Source organism: Citrobacter sp. RHBSTW-00017, assembly GCF_013797615.1.
Lineage (GTDB): Bacteria > Pseudomonadota > Gammaproteobacteria > Enterobacterales > Enterobacteriaceae > Citrobacter > Citrobacter braakii.
This window is the reverse complement of record NZ_CP056899.1, coordinates 229,200-247,753: the sequence shown is the minus strand read 5'-3', so window position 1 is coordinate 247,753 and position 18,554 is coordinate 229,200. Positions and strand designations below refer to the sequence as shown.

At 47.8% G+C, this 18,554-nt stretch carries 18 protein-coding genes; 11 read left to right on the top strand and 7 right to left on the bottom strand.

The annotated features are described in order from the left end of the window. Positions 1-3: 3 nt before the first annotated feature. From HV037_RS01135 to HV037_RS01125, 4 genes are all read right to left on the bottom strand, one after another. On the bottom strand, positions 4-1,920 hold the full coding sequence (locus HV037_RS01135; protein ID WP_220131383.1) for a transposase: 1,917 nt from the start codon (positions 1,918-1,920) through the stop codon (positions 4-6). Positions 1,921-1,945: 25 nt separating this feature from the next. Further along, a complete protein-coding gene (locus HV037_RS24395) occupies positions 1,946-2,116 on the bottom strand; it encodes a hypothetical protein (protein ID WP_220131382.1) in 171 nt (56 codons plus the stop codon). Then, a complete protein-coding gene (locus HV037_RS01130; protein WP_000190554.1) occupies positions 2,106-2,927 on the bottom strand; it encodes a TnsA endonuclease N-terminal domain-containing protein in 822 nt (273 codons plus the stop codon). The genes HV037_RS24395 and HV037_RS01130 overlap by 11 nt, the downstream gene beginning before the upstream one ends. Positions 2,928-3,064: 137 nt before the next feature. Beyond that, positions 3,065-4,264, bottom strand: coding sequence for an NAD(P)/FAD-dependent oxidoreductase (locus tag HV037_RS01125; protein WP_103283349.1), 1,200 nt, complete (start codon positions 4,262-4,264; stop codon positions 3,065-3,067). A gap of 229 nt (positions 4,265-4,493) precedes the next feature. Between HV037_RS01125 and pitA the strand changes: the two genes are divergently transcribed. Beyond that, positions 4,494-5,993 (top strand): inorganic phosphate transporter PitA, encoded by a 1,500-nt coding sequence (gene pitA / locus HV037_RS01120; protein ID WP_016154875.1) that lies wholly within the window; start codon positions 4,494-4,496, stop codon positions 5,991-5,993. Between the two features lie 64 nt (positions 5,994-6,057). On the opposite strand, the gene uspB is transcribed toward pitA, so the two are convergent. Beyond that, positions 6,058-6,393 carry a universal stress protein UspB gene (gene uspB, locus HV037_RS01115; protein ID WP_003023371.1) on the bottom strand — a complete coding sequence of 112 codons (336 nt, stop codon included), beginning with the start codon at positions 6,391-6,393 and terminating at the stop codon, positions 6,058-6,060. Between the two features lie 393 nt (positions 6,394-6,786). Between uspB and uspA the strand changes: the two genes are divergently transcribed. Both uspA and dtpB read left to right on the top strand, forming a co-directional pair. Further along, complete coding sequence (gene uspA / locus HV037_RS01110; protein WP_003023368.1) at positions 6,787-7,224, top strand: universal stress protein UspA; 438 nt, start codon at positions 6,787-6,789, stop codon at positions 7,222-7,224. A gap of 280 nt (positions 7,225-7,504) precedes the next feature. Continuing rightward, positions 7,505-8,977 carry a dipeptide/tripeptide permease DtpB gene (gene dtpB, locus HV037_RS01105; protein ID WP_016157689.1) on the top strand — a complete coding sequence of 491 codons (1,473 nt, stop codon included), beginning with the start codon at positions 7,505-7,507 and terminating at the stop codon, positions 8,975-8,977. A gap of 200 nt (positions 8,978-9,177) precedes the next feature. On the opposite strand, the gene HV037_RS01100 is transcribed toward dtpB, so the two are convergent. Further along, positions 9,178-9,681, bottom strand: a complete 504-nt coding sequence (locus HV037_RS01100; RefSeq protein ID WP_103283348.1) for an Rrf2 family transcriptional regulator — start codon at positions 9,679-9,681, stop codon at positions 9,178-9,180. A 232-nt stretch (positions 9,682-9,913) separates the two neighbouring features. Between HV037_RS01100 and HV037_RS01095 the strand changes: the two genes are divergently transcribed. The 8 genes from HV037_RS01095 to HV037_RS01060 all read left to right on the top strand — a co-directional run bounded on the left by HV037_RS01095 (position 9,914) and on the right by HV037_RS01060 (position 17,695). Further along, the gene (locus HV037_RS01095; RefSeq protein ID WP_103283347.1) at positions 9,914-11,113 is read left to right on the top strand and encodes an NAD(P)/FAD-dependent oxidoreductase; all 1,200 of its coding nucleotides are present in this window, start codon (positions 9,914-9,916) and stop codon (positions 11,111-11,113) included. Positions 11,114-11,564: 451 nt separating this feature from the next. Then, a complete protein-coding gene (locus HV037_RS01090; RefSeq protein ID WP_016157691.1) occupies positions 11,565-12,374 on the top strand; it encodes a sorbitol-6-phosphate dehydrogenase subunit in 810 nt (269 codons plus the stop codon). 30 nt (positions 12,375-12,404) lie between these two features. Then, positions 12,405-13,853: a PTS mannitol transporter subunit IICB gene (locus tag HV037_RS01085; RefSeq protein ID WP_016157692.1), complete on the top strand. Its 1,449-nt coding sequence runs from the start codon at positions 12,405-12,407 to the stop codon at positions 13,851-13,853. Continuing rightward, on the top strand, positions 13,850-14,278 hold the full coding sequence (locus tag HV037_RS01080; RefSeq protein WP_016157693.1) for a PTS sugar transporter subunit IIA: 429 nt from the start codon (positions 13,850-13,852) through the stop codon (positions 14,276-14,278). Before HV037_RS01085 ends, HV037_RS01080 begins: the two co-directional genes overlap by 4 nt. Before the next feature lie 39 nt (positions 14,279-14,317). Further along, entirely contained in the window at positions 14,318-15,016 is a 699-nt protein-coding gene (locus HV037_RS01075; protein WP_016157694.1) for a DeoR/GlpR family DNA-binding transcription regulator, read from the top strand. A 17-nt stretch (positions 15,017-15,033) separates the two neighbouring features. Beyond that, positions 15,034-16,152 carry a mannitol dehydrogenase gene (locus HV037_RS01070; protein ID WP_181500166.1) on the top strand — a complete coding sequence of 373 codons (1,119 nt, stop codon included), beginning with the start codon at positions 15,034-15,036 and terminating at the stop codon, positions 16,150-16,152. Between the two features lie 40 nt (positions 16,153-16,192). Beyond that, the gene (locus HV037_RS01065) at positions 16,193-17,173 is read left to right on the top strand and encodes an IS5-like element IS5 family transposase (protein WP_220131381.1); all 981 of its coding nucleotides are present in this window, start codon (positions 16,193-16,195) and stop codon (positions 17,171-17,173) included. Between the two features lie 234 nt (positions 17,174-17,407). Beyond that, complete coding sequence (locus HV037_RS01060) at positions 17,408-17,695, top strand: HPr family phosphocarrier protein (RefSeq protein ID WP_029139725.1); 288 nt, start codon at positions 17,408-17,410, stop codon at positions 17,693-17,695. A 98-nt stretch (positions 17,696-17,793) separates the two neighbouring features. Here the strand turns inward: HV037_RS01060 and rsmJ are convergent, their stop codons facing one another. Further along, a complete protein-coding gene (rsmJ, locus tag HV037_RS01055) occupies positions 17,794-18,546 on the bottom strand; it encodes a 16S rRNA (guanine(1516)-N(2))-methyltransferase RsmJ (protein ID WP_094761590.1) in 753 nt (250 codons plus the stop codon). Positions 18,547-18,554 lie beyond the last annotated feature (8 nt).

Sequence of the window (18,554 nt, the reverse complement as noted above, 5' to 3'; positions counted from 1 at the left end):
CAGCTATTTTCCTGGCTTACGATTTCGCCTTGGCAGCATAGCTACCACCTTTGCTTCCAGCTTAATCTCAGCAGTATTGTCTTCACCATGCTCAGGGAAAGAATGTGTTGTTCTCCTGAGCTCCTCAAGGCGATTTTCCCGAATGTTCTTTATTTTTTCCCTGTATGGCACAGAGTGAGTATTTGTCCTCTTTTTAGCCTGCTTTTCAAATTGAACATGCCGTTTCTTCATGTCTATCGATTCTACTGTAACAGGCATTTTCTCTAAATGTGACCCCAGCCAGTCCTGGATAAACTCAGCTTCACTCACGGGTATGTCTTTAAGCATTACATTCCGGGATGATAGATGACATTTCGTAAACGGTTGCTTCTCATCTAATCTCACATAAATATGATTCACCGTATTATCATCAACCCGGGCATCCATCTTCCAGCGCCCATGTACCCTCGCAATAGCAGCAAGGCTTTCATCTTCAATCTGTGCGCAAGAATAAAACATTTCTTTGTATTTGATACCACTTCGGGTCATGCTGACCTGTTCTGGTGGTAACAATCGAGCAATCACTTCATCAGGAGCAACTCGACTAAGTGAATGCCTGTGCTGAGAAATATATATCTTCCACGTATTGAGCGGAGTAGGACTTAAACTTTTTTCAATCAAAAGAGGTCGGGTGAAGGCAAGGGATTTCTGAATGGTTCTGTTATGCTCTAGCGCGGCATCAATCAGCATTGAAGTCACTTCATACAATGTATGTTTTGAGTCCTTACGCGGATCTCTATCCCCGCGTACAACTCTCCCACCTTTCGTCGATCCCTGCAGTTGGTGAATCAAACTATCATTTAAAATTTTGAAACGACGTTCAACGAAACTTTTATAATCAGGTCTATAAGAAGGAGCAAAACTCAGTTCAGTAAAAGGTACAACTTTTTCCTGTGGTTTTAGGCCAATCATTTCACCATTATCACAGATGAAGCGCCTAGGAACATGCGCACAAGGCCACTCAGACTCATCAATAGAAATCCCATACTGAGCACAGTATTCAGATTTAGGTGAGAAACAATTAACCAATGCCTGGCGCGCAGCACGCCAAGAGGCATAATATAAGGAGACATGCAGTCCAACTACCATAAGCGTCGCCCGATCGACAATAGAGTAAATAGTTGGCCGTCCGAGAATATATTGCTCGCCAAAACTGGATACGATATGTACATCAGCTACTGTTGCATCAATTTCAAAACAGCTACCAGGAACTAAATCATCCTGCGCGGCATAACCAAGCACACTACGTTTATTTAGTAAGTAGTCACGCTCAGTTGAACGCTTGCGAATGACTATATCATCTGAAAATAAGCGTTCTTTCCAGTATGAAAACTGACGGAGTGAAGGTACACTAGGTGCTCTATTACTGATACTTGCCATTTTCAATTCATCTTCATGGTATTTACGAAGATACTCCTTATAGGATTCGGCAAGAGATTTACCATTGACCCTTAAATAATTCGCCATCAGTGATTTACGAATATTCTGTTTATCTATCACGGTAAGCATATATTTATCTGCACGTTGAATACTGAGTGTTCTTGATATTTTTGGAGCACCAAGTGTTCCTTTCTTTGCCTTCCGAGTCTTCCCAGCCCCTCCACTATTTGAGTAGGCAGGTAATAATGCATTTTTCGTCTGACCATATTGCCAAAAAGCATTCAGTAGTCGAGATAACTTCTTCCGATCAGTACCTTTCTCTTGAGCATATTGAACTAAACTGGTCATCCTTTTTGAAGTAGCGTAAGTAAACAAAAAATCACGTTCTGAAACCAAATCACTAATCAAACTAAAATTAGCATCTCTCTTTTCTTTAAAAGAAGATGGAAGATTCTCCTCTGCAAGCAAAAGAAAGCTTGGAATTTGAAAATCAATCAGCATAACACTGCCTGAAGCCATGTAATTTTCAAAAGATGATAGTAATATTGCAGTGGGTCTTCGCAAGCGGTGATTGTTCGTTAAGGGGAACAAGATAATACATGTCCAAATGAGGAATAATATCGATGATACGGTAAGGTCCATCTTTCAGACCTTCTACATCATTCAAATCCCATACACTATTTATATCAATAGCCATTAGAAACCAGCCTTTTATCACTGCTAACAGACTGAATTTCAACTCCTCCACAAGCCTCAATCGAATAATCTAAATTAACATTTATAAATTTATCTGCGATAAGATAGCGCAGCAAATTTAGACCATCCTCACGCTCTCTATCACACATGAGGGTAAGATCTTTACATAAATCAGATAATAAATATTTGCCCGGTTCAACCGCTGTTAAAACCCGCTGAACTATAGAAGAATCGTATACAGTCATACCAGATCTGAACGGTGCTGTTGCCCACCTAATATTGTCGCTCTGGATCTTTGTTAGCTCATTTCCCATAAAGCACGAATACTTGACACCCAGCAATTCCCACCATACACGCTCAATATCCAGTTTCTCAGCAGTTCTCTGGTCAATGCCATTCTCTGGTTTTACAGAAACAGCATGATAGAACTTACGGCCGTCTTTCTGGCACGTCAGCAGGAAATCCGTCGTCATAATGTTGAGCTCCCCATTTACAGGGACCTTTGGGTGCTCAACCCCCAAAGTTACCGCTATCTTGTTTGACAGAGTAATAGGGAGCAGTGGAAATTGTTCCCTGATATCGGTTACTGAATCACTAAATTCAGCTAGGTAAAAAAACTGGCTCTCAATCGAAGACAACAGATGATGTACACGATTGGTTTTGCGCCCCCAAATTTGGGAGCGAATGCCCCTAGAGGCCACATCTTGAATACGGAGCCAAGGTTTATACTCAGTACCTACACCTACCCCGTACTTATTTTTTAACGACCGATTAAAGTCATCTAAGGTTTTTAACCTTCTACCGGTAGCCATTGAGACGACCCATATATACCCCGATGTTTAAGTATAGAATGCAGCTCGCTTATGGGCAAAATTCTCTTACGGGCAAACTTTATTGTATTTTTACGCTCTTAAGGGCAATCTTTATTGTCTGCGGGCAAACTTTATTGTTAGTTCACAGCAGGTGTCAAATCCTGCGCGCATGCCCAGGCGCTCGACCACGCCCACTGGAAGTTATAGCCGCCCAGCCAGCCGGTGACGTCCATGACTTCGCCGATAAAGTAGAGTCCCGGCACTTTGCGCGCTTCCATCGTGCGCGATGACAGCTCGTTGGTATCGACGCCGCCCAACGTGACTTCAGCGGTACGATACCCTTCCGTACCGTTCGGCTGCACCCGCCATTCGGTCAGCGTCTCAACCAGCGTTTGCTGATCGCGCACATTAAGCTGCTTCAGCGAGACATCCGGGATTTGCCCTAACTGCTGTAAGCATTCCACCAGACGCTTTGGCAACTGCATTGCCAGGGTGTTCTTTAAGCTTTGATTAGGGTGTGCGCTACGTTGATCATCGAGGAAGCTCGCGAGGTCAACATCCGGCAACAAATTAATGCTGACAAATTCACCTGGCTGCCAAAAACTGGAAATCTGCAGCACGGCCGGACCAGAAAGCCCGCGGTGCGTAAAGAGCAGATTTTCACGAAATACGGTGCCATCCTCGGCGGTGATAACGGAAGAAACGGATACGCCAGAGAGCACCTGAAGCTGCTCCAGTAGCGGCTTATGTAAGGTGAAAGGCACCAGCCCTGCGCGCGTAGGCAAAACGTTCAGGCCGAACTGTTCCGCAATTTTATAACCAAACGGCGTCGCGCCCAGACCCGGCATAGAGAGACCACCGGAGGCAATAACCAGCTTTTTCGTGCCGACACTCATCCCATTCAATTCCAGGATAAAATCGTCACCATCTCGCTCAACGCTCAGGATTTCGCTACGTAACCGCATAGTTACGTTACCTTTTTCACACTCATCCACCAGCATATCGACAATTTGCTGGGCGGAATCATCGCAGAAAAGCTGACCTAGCGTTTTTTCATGCCAGTCAATACCGTGCTTACCCACCAGATCGATAAAATCCCACTGTGTATAACGCGCCAGTGCCGATTTGCAAAAATGCGGGTTTTGGCTCAAATACGCAGCCGGCTCGACATAAAGGTTGGTAAAGTTGCAGCGGCCCCCGCCAGACATGAGAATCTTGCGCCCGGGCTTTTTACCATTATCAATTAGCAGTACGCGACTACCTGCTTGTCCTGCCTGCGCGGCACAAAACATACCCGCTGCGCCAGCGCCTATAATAACGGTATCAAACCTTTCCACGTTGCGATCCTCTCTAAAAAGCGGGAGTGAATTGTAAAGATTCCTCAGTGGTCGCACCAGCACCAAACTACCGATAAAGGGTATTTACCTGAAATATATAGGATAATTCTTTAGTGGTGTAAAACAAAGCAGGAGACAAATCAAAAAAACTCTATATTTCACTTTGCCCGCGCCGCCAAAGTCACTGATAATGCGCCGCGTTCATGTCCTCAAAATGGCGTAACGTCCTATGCTACATTTGTTTGCTGGCCTGGATTTACATACCGGGCTTTTACTATTGCTTGCTCTGGCTTTCGTGCTGTTCTACGAAGCAATTAATGGCTTCCATGATACAGCCAATGCTGTCGCAACTGTGATCTATACCCGTGCAATGCGTTCGCAATTGGCGGTGGTCATGGCTGCGGTGTTCAACTTCTTTGGTGTTTTGCTGGGCGGTCTCAGCGTGGCGTATGCCATCGTGCATATGTTACCAACGGATCTGCTGCTTAATATGGGATCGTCACATGGCCTCGCCATGGTGTTCTCCATGTTGTTGGCGGCAATTATCTGGAACCTGGGTACCTGGTACTTTGGTCTGCCTGCATCCAGCTCCCACACGCTGATTGGCGCCATTATCGGTATTGGTTTAACCAATGCGCTGATGAACGGCACCTCGGTGGTGGATGCACTTAACATCCCGAAAGTTATCGGTATTTTTGCCTCGCTTATCATCTCACCTATTGTCGGTCTGGTGGTTGCAGGTGGTCTTATTTTCATTCTGCGTCGCTACTGGAGCGGTACGAAAAAACGTGCCCGTATCCACCTGACGCCGGCAGAACGTGAAAAGAAAGATGGAAAGAAAAAGCCGCCGTTCTGGACGCGTATTGCACTGATCCTCTCCGCTATCGGCGTGGCGTTCTCTCACGGCGCGAACGATGGTCAGAAAGGCATTGGTCTGGTGATGCTAGTGCTGATTGGCGTAGCGCCAGCAGGTTTCGTGGTGAATATGAATGCTTCCGGTTACGAAATTACCCGTACCCGTGATGCAATCAATAACGTCGAAGTCTTCTTCCAGCAGCGCCCTGACCTGCTTAAACAGGCCACAGGCGTAGACCAGTTGATTCCGTCCCCGACGGACGCGGCACCAGCGACGCCGACCGAGTTCCATTGCCACCCGGCAAATACCATCAACGCGCTGGAACGTGCGAAAGGTATGCTGGCGAACCTGGAAACCTACGACAAGTTAAGCGTCGAACAGCGTGGTCAGTTGCGCCGTATTATGCTGTGCATCTCTGATACCACCGATAAAGTGGTTAAGCTGCCTGGCGTAAGCGCTGACGATCAGCGTCTGCTGAAGAAACTGAAATCTGACATGCTGAGCACCATTGAGTACGCGCCTATCTGGATCATTATGGCCGTCGCACTGGCGCTGGGTATTGGTACGATGATTGGCTGGCGTCGCGTGGCAACCACTATCGGTGAGAAAATCGGTAAGAAAGGCATGACCTATGCCCAGGGGATGTCGGCGCAGATGACCGCCGCAGTCTCTATCGGTCTTGCCAGCTACACCGGTATGCCCGTTTCCACCACACACGTTCTCTCCTCTTCCGTTGCGGGAACGATGGTTGTTGATGGCGGCGGTTTGCAGCGTAAAACGGTGACCAGCATTCTGATGGCTTGGGTCTTCACCCTGCCAGCAGCAATTCTTCTTTCCGGCGGGCTGTACTGGCTCTCCCTGAAGCTTATCTAAGCGAATGCGCGGTAAAAAAGCGGGTCAGGAAACTGGCCCGCTTTTTTTGTATCTGTCGTTGGAATCAGTGCCAGATAATCAGCGCAACCATGCTGATTAGCACCAGGCCGCATAGCGCGCTGGTGAGAATGAACTGACCGCGAACCCGCTCACAGCGGCGAATAAATTCATCATCATGATGATCGCGGTAACGCTGAGCGTAGATATACCACACCAGACGCATCTGCTTGTTCGGTTGCCCATGCGAGGTAAAAAAGCCCCCTCCATCTACATACTGGTAAAGCAATGGATCGCAACCACGAAGTACTACTAGCAGTGCGCGTAGCGAAGAAAAATAGCGCGCCATATTAACAATGCAAACGACACATAAAGCCCAGAACAATGCAATGGTGCTTATCATACCCCCTCCCCGGCGACCCGCCCACGGAACTCCTTTCCGGGACTACCGCTCCCCGATACCCTGCCAAACCATTCAGTGAAGAGTACTGAAGAAACCGTTCGTATTAGTATCACGCATTCGAACGCCCCTCTAGATAGTGTAGGAGATTAGTTAATTTTTTTGCCAGAAGGTTAATCGCTATCAATGCAATTAACTAAAAAATTTGTTTAACTGCTTGGCAAGCAAGGCGGATTGACGGATTATTCTGGTCGCTATAATGTAAGGATAGTCCTTATATGGTACGTTTTTACGACTGGGCTAGCCCCGCGCACAAGGTTCGCAGGACGCGGATGACGCGGCGGCAGAGAAACGCCAGCAGGCTAGTCATCGACAACTTATGGAAGGAGTAACACTATGGCTTATAAACACATTCTTATCGCGGTTGATCTTTCTCCGGAAAGCAAAGTTCTGGTTGAAAAAGCGGTCTCTATGGCGCGGCCTTACAATGCTAAAGTTTCCCTTATCCACGTTGACGTAAACTATTCCGACCTGTACACCGGCCTTATCGACGTGAATCTGGGCGACATGCAGAAACGCATTTCTGAAGAAACCCACCACGCGTTAACCGAGCTGTCCACCAACGCAGGCTACCCAATCACCGAAACCCTGAGCGGTAGCGGCGACCTGGGTCAGGTTCTGGTTGATGCCATCAAAAAATACGACATGGACTTGGTCGTTTGTGGTCACCACCAGGATTTCTGGAGCAAACTGATGTCCTCCGCGCGCCAACTGATCAACACCGTCCACGTCGACATGTTGATTGTTCCGCTGCGTGACGACGAAGAAGCATAAAATGCTTGCCGCCGGGAAATAGCCCGGCCTGCTGCAAGTAGTTAAGCCTGTAAACGCCCGCTGTGCGGGCGTTTTTGTTTTTATCATTCGGACACAATTAGTACATCAATCCAACAAACAAATCATAATTAGTGTGATCAACTAATTGGATCGAAAACCATCTCTATAATACTCTACTCTCGCGGCTAATAGCCGCAGTCTATAACAAAATAAGACTTTTTCGGCGCGTTTAAGCATACGCGTTCATACTTTTCGGGATGGCTTTGAAAGGCGATGGAATATGAATAAAACTGCACCTACGGGCTTGCTGCAGCAACCTCGTCCGTTCTTCATGATCTTCTTTGTAGAATTATGGGAACGATTTGGCTATTACGGCGTTCAGGGCATCCTGGCGGTATTCTTTGTTAAGCAGCTAGGATTTTCACAGGAACAGGCATTTGTCACCTTTGGTGCCTTTGCTGCGCTGGTCTACGGCCTGATCTCGATCGGCGGCTACGTCGGCGACCACCTGTTAGGCACCAAGCGCACGCTGGTTCTCGGTGCCATTGTGCTGGCAATCGGCTACTTCATGACCGGGATGTCGCTGCTCAAGCCCGATCTGATCTTTATTGCTTTGGGTACCATTGCCGTCGGTAACGGGCTGTTTAAAGCCAACCCGGCAAGCCTGTTGTCAAAATGCTATCCACCAAAAGACGCCCGTCTGGACGGTGCTTTCACCCTGTTTTATATGTCGATTAACATCGGTTCGTTGCTGTCGCTGTCGCTGGCGCCGGTGATTGCCGATAAGTTTGGCTACGCGGTGACCTACAACCTGTGCGGAGCCGGGCTTATCGTCGCGCTGCTGGTCTACTTTGCCTGCCGTGGGATGGTAAAAAATATCGGTTCTGAGCCAGACCATAAGCCGCTGAATTTCCGTAATCTGCTGTACGTGCTGGCCGGTACGGTAGTGATGGTATTTGTCTGCGCCTGGCTGATGCACAACGTGCAGATTGCCAACCTGGTGCTGATCGTCTTGTCGATTGCCGTGACTATCATCTTCTTCCGTCAGGCATTCAAACTGGATAAAACCGGGCGCAACAAGATGTTCGTGGCCTTCATCCTGATGCTGGAAGCGGTTGTGTTCTACGTGCTGTACGCGCAGATGCCGACATCGCTGAACTTCTTTGCTATCAATAACGTGCACCATGAAATTCTCGGTTTCGCCATTAACCCAGTGAGCTTCCAGGCGCTGAACCCGTTCTGGGTGGTGTTGGCAAGTCCGGTATTGGCCGCGATCTATACCCGTCTGGGAAACAAAGGCAAAGACCTGACTATGCCGATGAAATTTACGCTCGGTATGTTCCTGTGCTCGTTGGGCTTCCTGACGGCCGCAGCTGCCGGGATGTGGTTTGCGGATGCGCAGGGGCTGACGTCGCCGTGGTTTATCGTGCTGGTATATCTGTTCCAGAGCCTGGGTGAACTGCTGATTAGTGCCCTGGGACTGGCGATGGTCGCCGCTCTCGTGCCGCAGCACCTGATGGGCTTTATTCTCGGGATGTGGTTCCTGACGCAAGCCGCCGCCTTCCTGATGGGCGGGTATGTCGCCACGTTTACTGCCGTACCGGAGAACATCACCGACCCGCTGCAAACGCTGCCTATTTACACCAACGTCTTCAGCAAGATAGGCCTGGTCACCCTGGCTGTCACGGTGGTGATGGCGATTATGGTGCCCTGGCTGAACCGAATGATTAATACGCCAGATAGCAGTAAATAAGCTTTTTTTAACATTAACCGCGAGTCACATCGCGGTTTTTTTTGCCTTTTAAGTCCTGCATTGTAAGAGCGTATTTTATACAAACAGGTCATCATGAATGGACATGACCATGAACGATATTGCGTTGATTAAGACTTCGGTCTTATCACGCCAACGGAAAGCGCTTCTCACCGAGGATAAGCACCGGGCATTTTCAATCGCTACCCTTTGCGCGCGTTAATCCACTCCTGAACTTCGACCACAAAAGTGTCCGGCGCTTTGCGGTACATTTTGCGCGCCAAATCCAGAATCGTATGCTGACCGAGCGCTTCTTCCATTCGCTGCTGAGCCATATCCATTACCGAGCGCACACCACAAATGCCTTCACAGGCCCACTCCGGCGGATGCTCCTCAAATACCGCCAGCCGCTGGCGAATCTCACGACACTCAAAGATGCGCTTATCGCCATCAATGGCATTCACCACGTCCAGCACCGTAATGTGTTCAGCAGGTTTAGCCAACTGGAAACCGCCGCCCTTTCCCTCAATGCTGCGCACCAGGCCCGCTTTCGACAAACGGGTGAAAATTTTCGCCAGGTAATCGTACGGCACGCTTTGCAGCTCGGCAATTTCCCGCACGCTCATATCCCGCGCGTCGCCCTTGATGTCGACCATACACATCAGGCTATGAATGCCGTACTCAACCCCGGAACTGTAAAATGCCATTCTCTTATCTCAGCCAAAATGAATCTGAGTTAATTGTAGCTTTTTCGTCTCATTCATTCCAGACAGCAGCACAGCCCATATTTATATAAAAACTTTAATCTTATATTTATCAAATAGATAATCAAACACCCTACGACATCAGGACAAAAAGGATCCTGATCGCATTGCAATTCTTAACTACGACAAATAAAATCCGAGTAAATTATTCGTAGTCACCAGAGAGAACCCCCCAATGCGTAAACGAATTCTAATCGTAGGCGCCGGCTTTGCCGGTATGTGGGCAGCATTAAGCGCCGCACGACTGGCGGATAAACATCAGCAGGCCATTGATATTACAGTAATTGCACCACAGCCAGAGCTGCGTGTCCGCCCACGCTTTTATGAACGCGCCGTACAAACCCTGGTCGCCCCGCTGCAACCCTTGTTTGACGTTACCGGCGTCAACTTCCTGCAAGGTCACGTCGAGCAGATCATCCCGGACTCTAAAGAGGTGAGCTGGAAAGATGCCAACGGAGAAATTCATCTGCGCCGCTACGACCGCCTGGTACTCGCCAGCGGGAGTCACGTTAACCGCGACGCCGTTGTCGGTGCAGCCGAGCATGCGTTTGACCTCGACCAGCTCGAGAGCGCCGCCGCACTGGAGCAGCACATAACAGACCTGGCATTACAGCCGGAAAGTGAGACTCGCAATACGGTGGTGATCTGTGGTGGCGGCTTTACCGGGATTGAGATGGCGCTGGAATTACCTGGTCGTCTGCGTGAGATTCTGGGTGCCGATGCTAAGACCAGAGTGGTCGTAGTTGAACGCGGTGCTCAGCCTGCCGGGCGCTGGAGCCAGGAATTACGCGACGTGATAATCGAAGCCTCCGCTGAACTGAGCATCGAATGGTTGGTAAATGCAGAAGTAGAAAGCGTGGATGCTGGCGGCGTAACGCTGAAAGATGGGCAGGTTATTGCCTCTCAAACAGTTATCTGGACCGTCGGCGTGCAGGCCAATAGCCTGACAGCACAGATTAACGCCCCGCGCGATCGACAGGGCCGCCTGCATGTGAATGCCAATCTGCAGGTCGTGGGTCATGATAATATCTACGCCACTGGCGATGTGGCCTACGCCGCCACCGATGACAAAGGCAACCATGCGTTAATGACCTGCCAGCACGCTATTTTGTTGGGTAAATTTGCCGGTAATAACGCCGCTGCAAGCCTGCTGGGTGTAGAACCTTCACCGTACCGTCAGGAGATGTACGTCACCTGTCTGGATCTCGGCGCGTGGGGCGCGGTGTATACCGAAGGATGGGATCAGCAGGTCAAACTCACTCGCGCAGAAGCGAAGAAACTGAAAGTATCGATTGTCAGTGAACTGATTTATCCGCCGAAAGCGGAAAGAGCAGTCGCATTTGAGATGGCTGACCCATACGCACCGTTTGTCTAACCTCCAGTAAACATAGTCTTCCTGACGGACAATCACTCTGTCAGGAAGTCGCCAGTGCCAAACAACCTCCCCAGCAATGCCCCATCAGTTATATACATGCTTCTTTATCAATTATTCCCCTCAATTTTAATCACGCATAAAGACGCATTAAAAAAGAAAACGCGCAAATAAACGCATTAATGAATCGATTAACAATCGTACACACCACAAATGCGATCCTTTACGCAAAACACAAGAAATAAAAACAAATAACTGAATTAAAAGAATTTAAAATATATCCCGTGATTAGCATCGCAAAAATCAACGATCTTCATAGGCAATGCGTTTTTCTGCGCATAGATTATAAACACGCAAAAAACCGCATCAATATGTAAACAATATGCTGCGGGCATCGAATGTCAAATGCCAGGGCAGCTGCTGTCAGTCAATCGTGAAATGTGGGAGAACGTAAATGGATCAAGCAACAAAGTGGTTGGATCTTTCCGGTAAAGTCGTGGTCGTGACGGGTGGCAGTATGGGCCTGGGTGAAAAAATGGTTGAGAATCTCTACGCCAACGGTGCAACCGTGGTTTATGCCGATTTATCACCCAATAAAAACTTCAGCCAGTTCGACGACATCATCTTCATCAAATGCGATGTGACCAAAAAAACAGAAGTTGAGCAGCTCACGGCCTCAGTGGTAAAGAGGTTTGGTCATATAGACGGTTTAGTCAACAATGCTGGTGTCAGCCGTCCACGCCTGTTAGTCGATGTATTTAAGGAAAAACCAGAATATGAACTGAGCGAAGATGATTTCGACTTTATGGTCAACGTTAACCAGAAAGCTGTTTTTCTGGTATCGCAGTCCATTGGGCGCCAGATGGTCGAACAAGAATCCGGCGTCATTATCAATATGACTTCTGAAGCTGGTGTTCAGGGTTCACGCGGGCAGAGCTGCTATTCCGCAACGAAAGCCGCCGTTAACGCCTTCACATTTTCATGGGCGAAAGAGTTGGGCCCCCACAATGTGCGCGTTGTTAGCGTTGAGCCAGCCATCAATGTACCAACGCCAATGAACAGCGAAGCCAATTTCCGGGCGCTGGCTTACACACGAGGAACCGATCCAAATCATGTTCATAAAGACTATAAAGGCATTATTCCTCTTGGTCGTCCGGGGAAACTTGAAGAGATTGCCGACCTGATCTCTTTCCTGGTTTCCGATCATTCTTCTTATATCACCGGGTCCGTAATCAATATTACCGGCGGTAAATCGCATCATTAATCACTCATCAATATAAGAATGGAGCCGACCATGGGGAACAGTCGAATTGCCAATAGCCCTGCGTTAGCAAAAATTAGAAAGTTTGGTGGAGTTATGAGCGGCATGGTTATGCCGAATCTGGGAGCGTTTGTGGGATGGGGTTTAATGGCCGCCATCTTTATCCCTAATGGCTGGTTCCCTAATGAAAAATTAGGTGAAATGGTTGGCCCAATTCTGAATTACCTTTTTCCATTACTGATTGGCTATACCGCAGGATATAACATCCACGGTCAACGTGGAGGGGTCATTGCTGCATTCGCGACAATGGGCGTTATCGTCGGGTCAGAAATCACGATGATCAGTGGGGCGATGGTCATGGGGCCACTCTCTTCCTGGCTGTTGAAGAAATTTGACCAAAAAGTGCAGGACAAAATTAAGCCGGGATTTGAAATGTTCGTCAATAATTTCAGTCTCGGAATTATTGGCCTGATATGCGCTATTTTCGCCTATATGACCGTTGGGCCGGTTATCCGCCTGCTGATTGTCATTATCACGTCAGGGGTAAACTGGTGTACCAGCAATAATTTACTCCCTTTACTGTCAGTGTTTATGGCGCCCGCTCAGGTTCTGTTCCTGAATAATGTGGTTAACCACGGCATTCTCGCACCAATTGGTTTCGCCCAGGTTCCCGAACTGGGTAAATCAATCATGTTCCTGGTAGATACCAATAATGGCCCACTGCTCGGAACATTAATGGCGATAGCCCTGTTTGGACGTGGACGCGCGAAGAAAACAGCACCGATGGCGATGTTTATTGCAGGTATAGCGGGGATCGGTGAAGTCTATTTTCCGTTTGTGCTGGCAAATCCATTACTGGTATTCGCCACAATGGGAGGACTTGCCGTCTCCTTATTCTTACAAGTCATCATGGAAGGCGGGTTGATCGGCGTTGCATCTCCAGGCAGTTTAATCGCTATCGCCATGATGACGCCGAAAAGCGCCATCGTTGCCAATCTGGTGTCCATCAGCGCAGGATTTATCGTGTCATGCGCGCTGGGCTGGTTAATACTTAAAATCAGCCCCGGTTCAGAAGATGATGATGAAAGCCCAGTGACTGTCGGCGGGCGTCAGGTTAAATCTGTGGCTGATTTTGTCCCAGGCTTATCCAATACCAGCGTAAAAAAGGTGCAACGTATATTGGTCGCATGTGATTCCGGGATGGGTTCTAGCGCAATGGGCGCTTCTGTTCTACGTAAACGACTACAAGAAGAAGGGCTCGGCTATATTAAGGTTATTAACGATTCAGCAAACCGAGTGGGTAGAGACTACGATATGGTAATTACTTTATCTGGGCTCCTTGAGCGCGCAAAATTAAGCTGTGAAAACACCGATACTGTGTTTATGACCGTTAATAACTTTATTAAGTTGAGTGATTATGACGAAACAGTTGCGTTTATAAAATCGCATAATCATGAAAACCATGAAGAGGTGCCAGCATGAGTGACATCTTTATCCCCGAGAACATTATTCTTAATGCACATGCCAACGATAAATTTGAAGCTATAACCCTTACTGGAAATATTCTGAAAATGAATGGCTATGTGACAGATAAATACGTTCAGAGAATGAAACTCAGAGAGGAGATTGTTTCAACTTATTTAGGCAATGGTTTAGCAATACCACATGGTACGGATGGTTCAGATTGCGAAATCATTAAGTCAGGCATTTCTTTAGTACAGTTTCCTGACGGTATAGACTTTGGTGATGGAAATACTGCCTATATAACCATAGGTATCGCGGGTAAAGAAGGCGAACATATGGACTTGTTAAATAAAATCGCCTTAATTTGCATTGAAGAAAAGAATGTTCAGGCATTACGAACCGCTAACTCTATAGAATATATTTTACAAGTACTAAACATCTAAGATATACTCATTATTCTCTGAATAAAATGAGTCATTACGATGAAAGCGGCAAGACAAGATATTATTCTTCAAATACTTGAGAAAGAGAAAAAGATTGTTGTCAGTAAATTAAGTGAGCGTCTTAAGGTTTCTGAGGACACCATAAGACGCGACTTAAATGAGCTTGCGAATCAAGGAGTAATTCATCGTGTTCATAGTGGCGCAATACGCGTCGGGCCTGCCATCACTGAGTTTAATGTCCGGCAGGATCTGAACACCAATGAGAAAGTAAAGCTGGCAAAGAAAGCCGTACATTTAATTAAAGAAAATAGCGTCATTTTAATTGACGGAGGAACAACTAACTACGAACTCATAAAGCTAATACCCAAAGATTTAAAATGCACTGTTGTTTCTAATAACATCCCTATTCTGCATTTATTAAGTGATTACAAGAATGTAGAGGTTATAGGATTAGGGGGCAGGCTTTATAAAAACTCTTTGGTTTTAATTGGTGCTGAAACTATTCGCGAATTAAATGCTATTCGCCCGGATATATACTTTATGGGTGTTGCGCATGTTGACAGTGAAGTCGGTGTAACTATTCCCGATCTGGATGAGTGTTATACCAAACAAAAAATGGCTGAAGTCTCTAATGAAGTTGCCATTCTTGTAACCGAAGAAAAACTTGAGACCAGATCTAATTTCGTGGTGTCCTCACTCAAGGATATAAATCATATATTCACGAGCAAGGATATCTAATAATATGAGGAGTTATAATGAAACGCGTATTAATTATAGGCGCTGGCCGCCTTGGTAAAGGCTTTGTGGGCGAAACATTTGACAATGCTGGCTGGGATATAACATTTCTGGATAAAGACCAAAGAGTTATTGATGAACTGAACCGTGAAAACAAATATACCGTTCAGGTTTTTCGTACTGATGACATCATTTTACACGAGATCACCAACTTTAATGCTTTTTTGACCGATGACAACTATTCTGTCATGAATGACTTTCTTGAGTCGTCTGTCATTATGTGTCCACTTTATCCAGAGGATTTTGCAGAATCCGCTCAGTATCTTGGCAAATGTTTTGAGCATCAATATCATATTGACCCAAACAAAAAAATGTCATTAATTTGCCTGACAAATAAAAATCATATTATTAAAGATATTGAAGGCTGGTACCGTGACGCAATCCCATCTGCTGAAGCGCGTCAATGGTTCGACACCCACGTAGCGATCCGCGACTCAATTGTCAGACGCTCCACCGATGCCAAAACGCACTACGCAACCCAGATAGACAGCACCGCCGTTGCCTCATTGATCATTCAAACTCCTCTTTATAACGACATCAGTGGTGTGGAATGGCTAGAGCCACGCGAACATCTGGAAATGCTTAAAGACATCAAAGTATTTTCCATCAATGGCCCTCACGCTACTACCGCCTGGTATGGACATCTGAAAGGTTACAAAACCATTCCTGATGCCTCAGCCGATCCTCAGGTTTCAGATTTGGCCAATGCGGTACACGATGTCACAATTACTGCGGTAATGACCGAATACCCACAAATCACGCGTGAAGCATTAAAAGATCTGGAGTACTTACCTAAAGCTAAAAACGAACTCCCGGATTCGATTCATCGTGTCGCCTATGATCCTATTCGGAAATTGGCTTATCAGGATCGCTTAATGGGTGTAGTGCAACTTTGTCTTAAACACGACCTCGATTACACCCCCCTCACAAAAGCGATCGCTTGCGGCCTTGCTTATTATGCCGAAGACGATCAAGCCTCTGTCAAACTGCAACAGAAAATGCAACGAATGGGATTGCTGACTACCGCTGCCGAAATCATTGGCTTACCTAAGGAAGGTGCGAACAAGTCCCTGATATGAGATCATGTTTGTCATCTGGAGCCATGGAACAGGGTTCATCATGAGTCATCAACTTACCTTCGCCGACAGTGAATTCAGCAGTAAGCGCCGTCAGACCAGAAAAGAGATTTTCTTGTCCCGCATGGAGCAGATTCTGCCATGGCAAAACATGGTGGAAGTCATCGAGCCGTTTTACCCCAAGGCTGGTAATGGCCGGCGACCTTATCCGCTGGAAACCATGCTACGCATTCACTGCATGCAGCATTGGTACAACCTGAGCGATGGCGCGATGGAAGATGCTCTGTACGAAATCGCCTCCATGCGTCTGTTTGCCCGGTTATCCCTGGATAGCGCCTTGCCGGACCGCACCACCATCATGAATTTCCGCCACCTGCTGGAGCAGCATCAACTGGCCCGCCAATTGTTCAAGACCATCAATCGCTGGCTGGCCGAAGCAGGCGTCATGATGACTCGAGGCACCTTGGTCGATGCCACCATCATTGAGGCACCCAGCTCGACCAAGAACAAAGAGCAGCAACGCGATCCGGAGATGCATCAGACCAAGAAAGGCAATCAGTGGCACTTTGGCATGAAGGCCCACATTGGTGTCGATGCCAAGAGTGGCCTGACCCACAGCCTGGTCACCACCGCGGCCAACGAGCATGACCTCAATCAGCTGGGTAATCTGCTGCATGGAGAGGAGCAATTTGTCTCAGCCGATGCCGGCTACCAAGGGGCGCCACAGCGCGAGGAGCTGGCCGAGGTGGATGTGGACTGGCTGATCGCCGAGCGCCCCGGCAAGGTAAGAACCTTGAAACAGCATCCACGCAAGAACAAAACGGCCATCAACATCGAATACATGAAAGCCAGCATCCGGGCCAAGGTGGAGCACCCATTTCGCATCATCAAGCGACAGTTCGGCTTCGTGAAAGCCAGATACAAGGGGTTGCTGAAAAACGATAACCAACTGGCGATGTTATTCACGCTGGCCAACCTGTTTCGGGCGGACCAAATGATACGTCAGTGGGAGAGATCTCACTAAAAACTGGGGATAACGCCTTAAATGGCGAAGAAACGGTCTAAATAGGCTGATTCAAGGCATTTACGGGAGAAAAAATCGGCTCAAACATGAAGAAATGAAATGACTGAGTCAGCCGAGAAGAATTTCCCCGCTTATTCGCACCTTCCCTAAAAATCACCCCGTGACGCTTAATGTTGCACAGCAATATTTAGCGCTGGATGCTGAAAATTTAATTCCAACGACACAGTGTTAATTATGATGCCTGATGCCAATTGCAATGCTCGTTTCATCATAAAAAATGAGCATGGTCTTCATGCTCGTCCAGGAGCAAACCTGGTTGCGACATTAAAACCCTTTAAATGTGAAGTTAAGATCGCAAATCTTGCAAGAAGTGATAAATACGTAAATGCAAAGAGTCTAATGGCTCTCATGTCCCTGGGTATAAAAAAAGGCCATGAAGTCAATATCGTATTCCTGGGTGAAGATGCCCAAATTGCATTACAAAAACTTAGCGCCGAAATCGAAAATGGTTTAGGTGAATAAGCTAATATCATTGGCGCTTATTTTTAAATAAGCGCCAACATCCGAAGATTTGGGAGCATTATGATGACCACCACCCATGATCGAGTTAAGTGGAAAAGCTATTCAGGAGTCCCCGCGTAAATATCAAACCGATGCCCTTTCGTAACTACCGCGTTCGGCGTGGCGACATTCGCCAGCGGCGGTGCGTAATCCGGGCGCTTCACTACCACACGTTTAGTGGCTAGCTGACGCGCAGGCTCCAGCAGCCCATCCGCATCCAGGTCCGGCCCCACCAACGACTGAAACACCCGCATCTCTTTTTTCACCAGCGCGCTTTTCTGCTTATGCGGGAACATCGGGTCGAGGTACACCACCTGCGGACGCGGCGTGATATCGGTTAACGCCGTCAGGCTTGAGGCGTGGATCAGTTGCAAACGTTCCTGCAGCCACGGACCGATTTCCGGGTCAGCATACCCTCGCGCCAGGCCATCATCCAACAGCGCCGCCACGACCGGGTTACGTTCCAGCATTCGCACGCGGCAGCCTACTGAGGCCAGCACAAACGCATCGCGCCCCAGCCCTGCAGTCGCATCAACCACATCCGGCAGGTAATCGCCTTTGATGCCAACCGCCTTCGCCACTGCTTCGCCGCGACCACCGCCAAATTTGCGCCGATGGGCCATCGCACCGCCAACGAAATCCACGAAGATACCGCCGAGTTTGGGCTCATCACGTTTGCGCAGTTCCAGATGTTCCGGTGTCATCACCAGCGCCATCAGGTTATCTTCATCGTGCGTAAGATTCCAGCGGGCGGCAAGAACAGATAAGGCGCCGTCTCCGGCGCCTGTTTCATCTACTAAGCAGATTTTCACGTGAATAA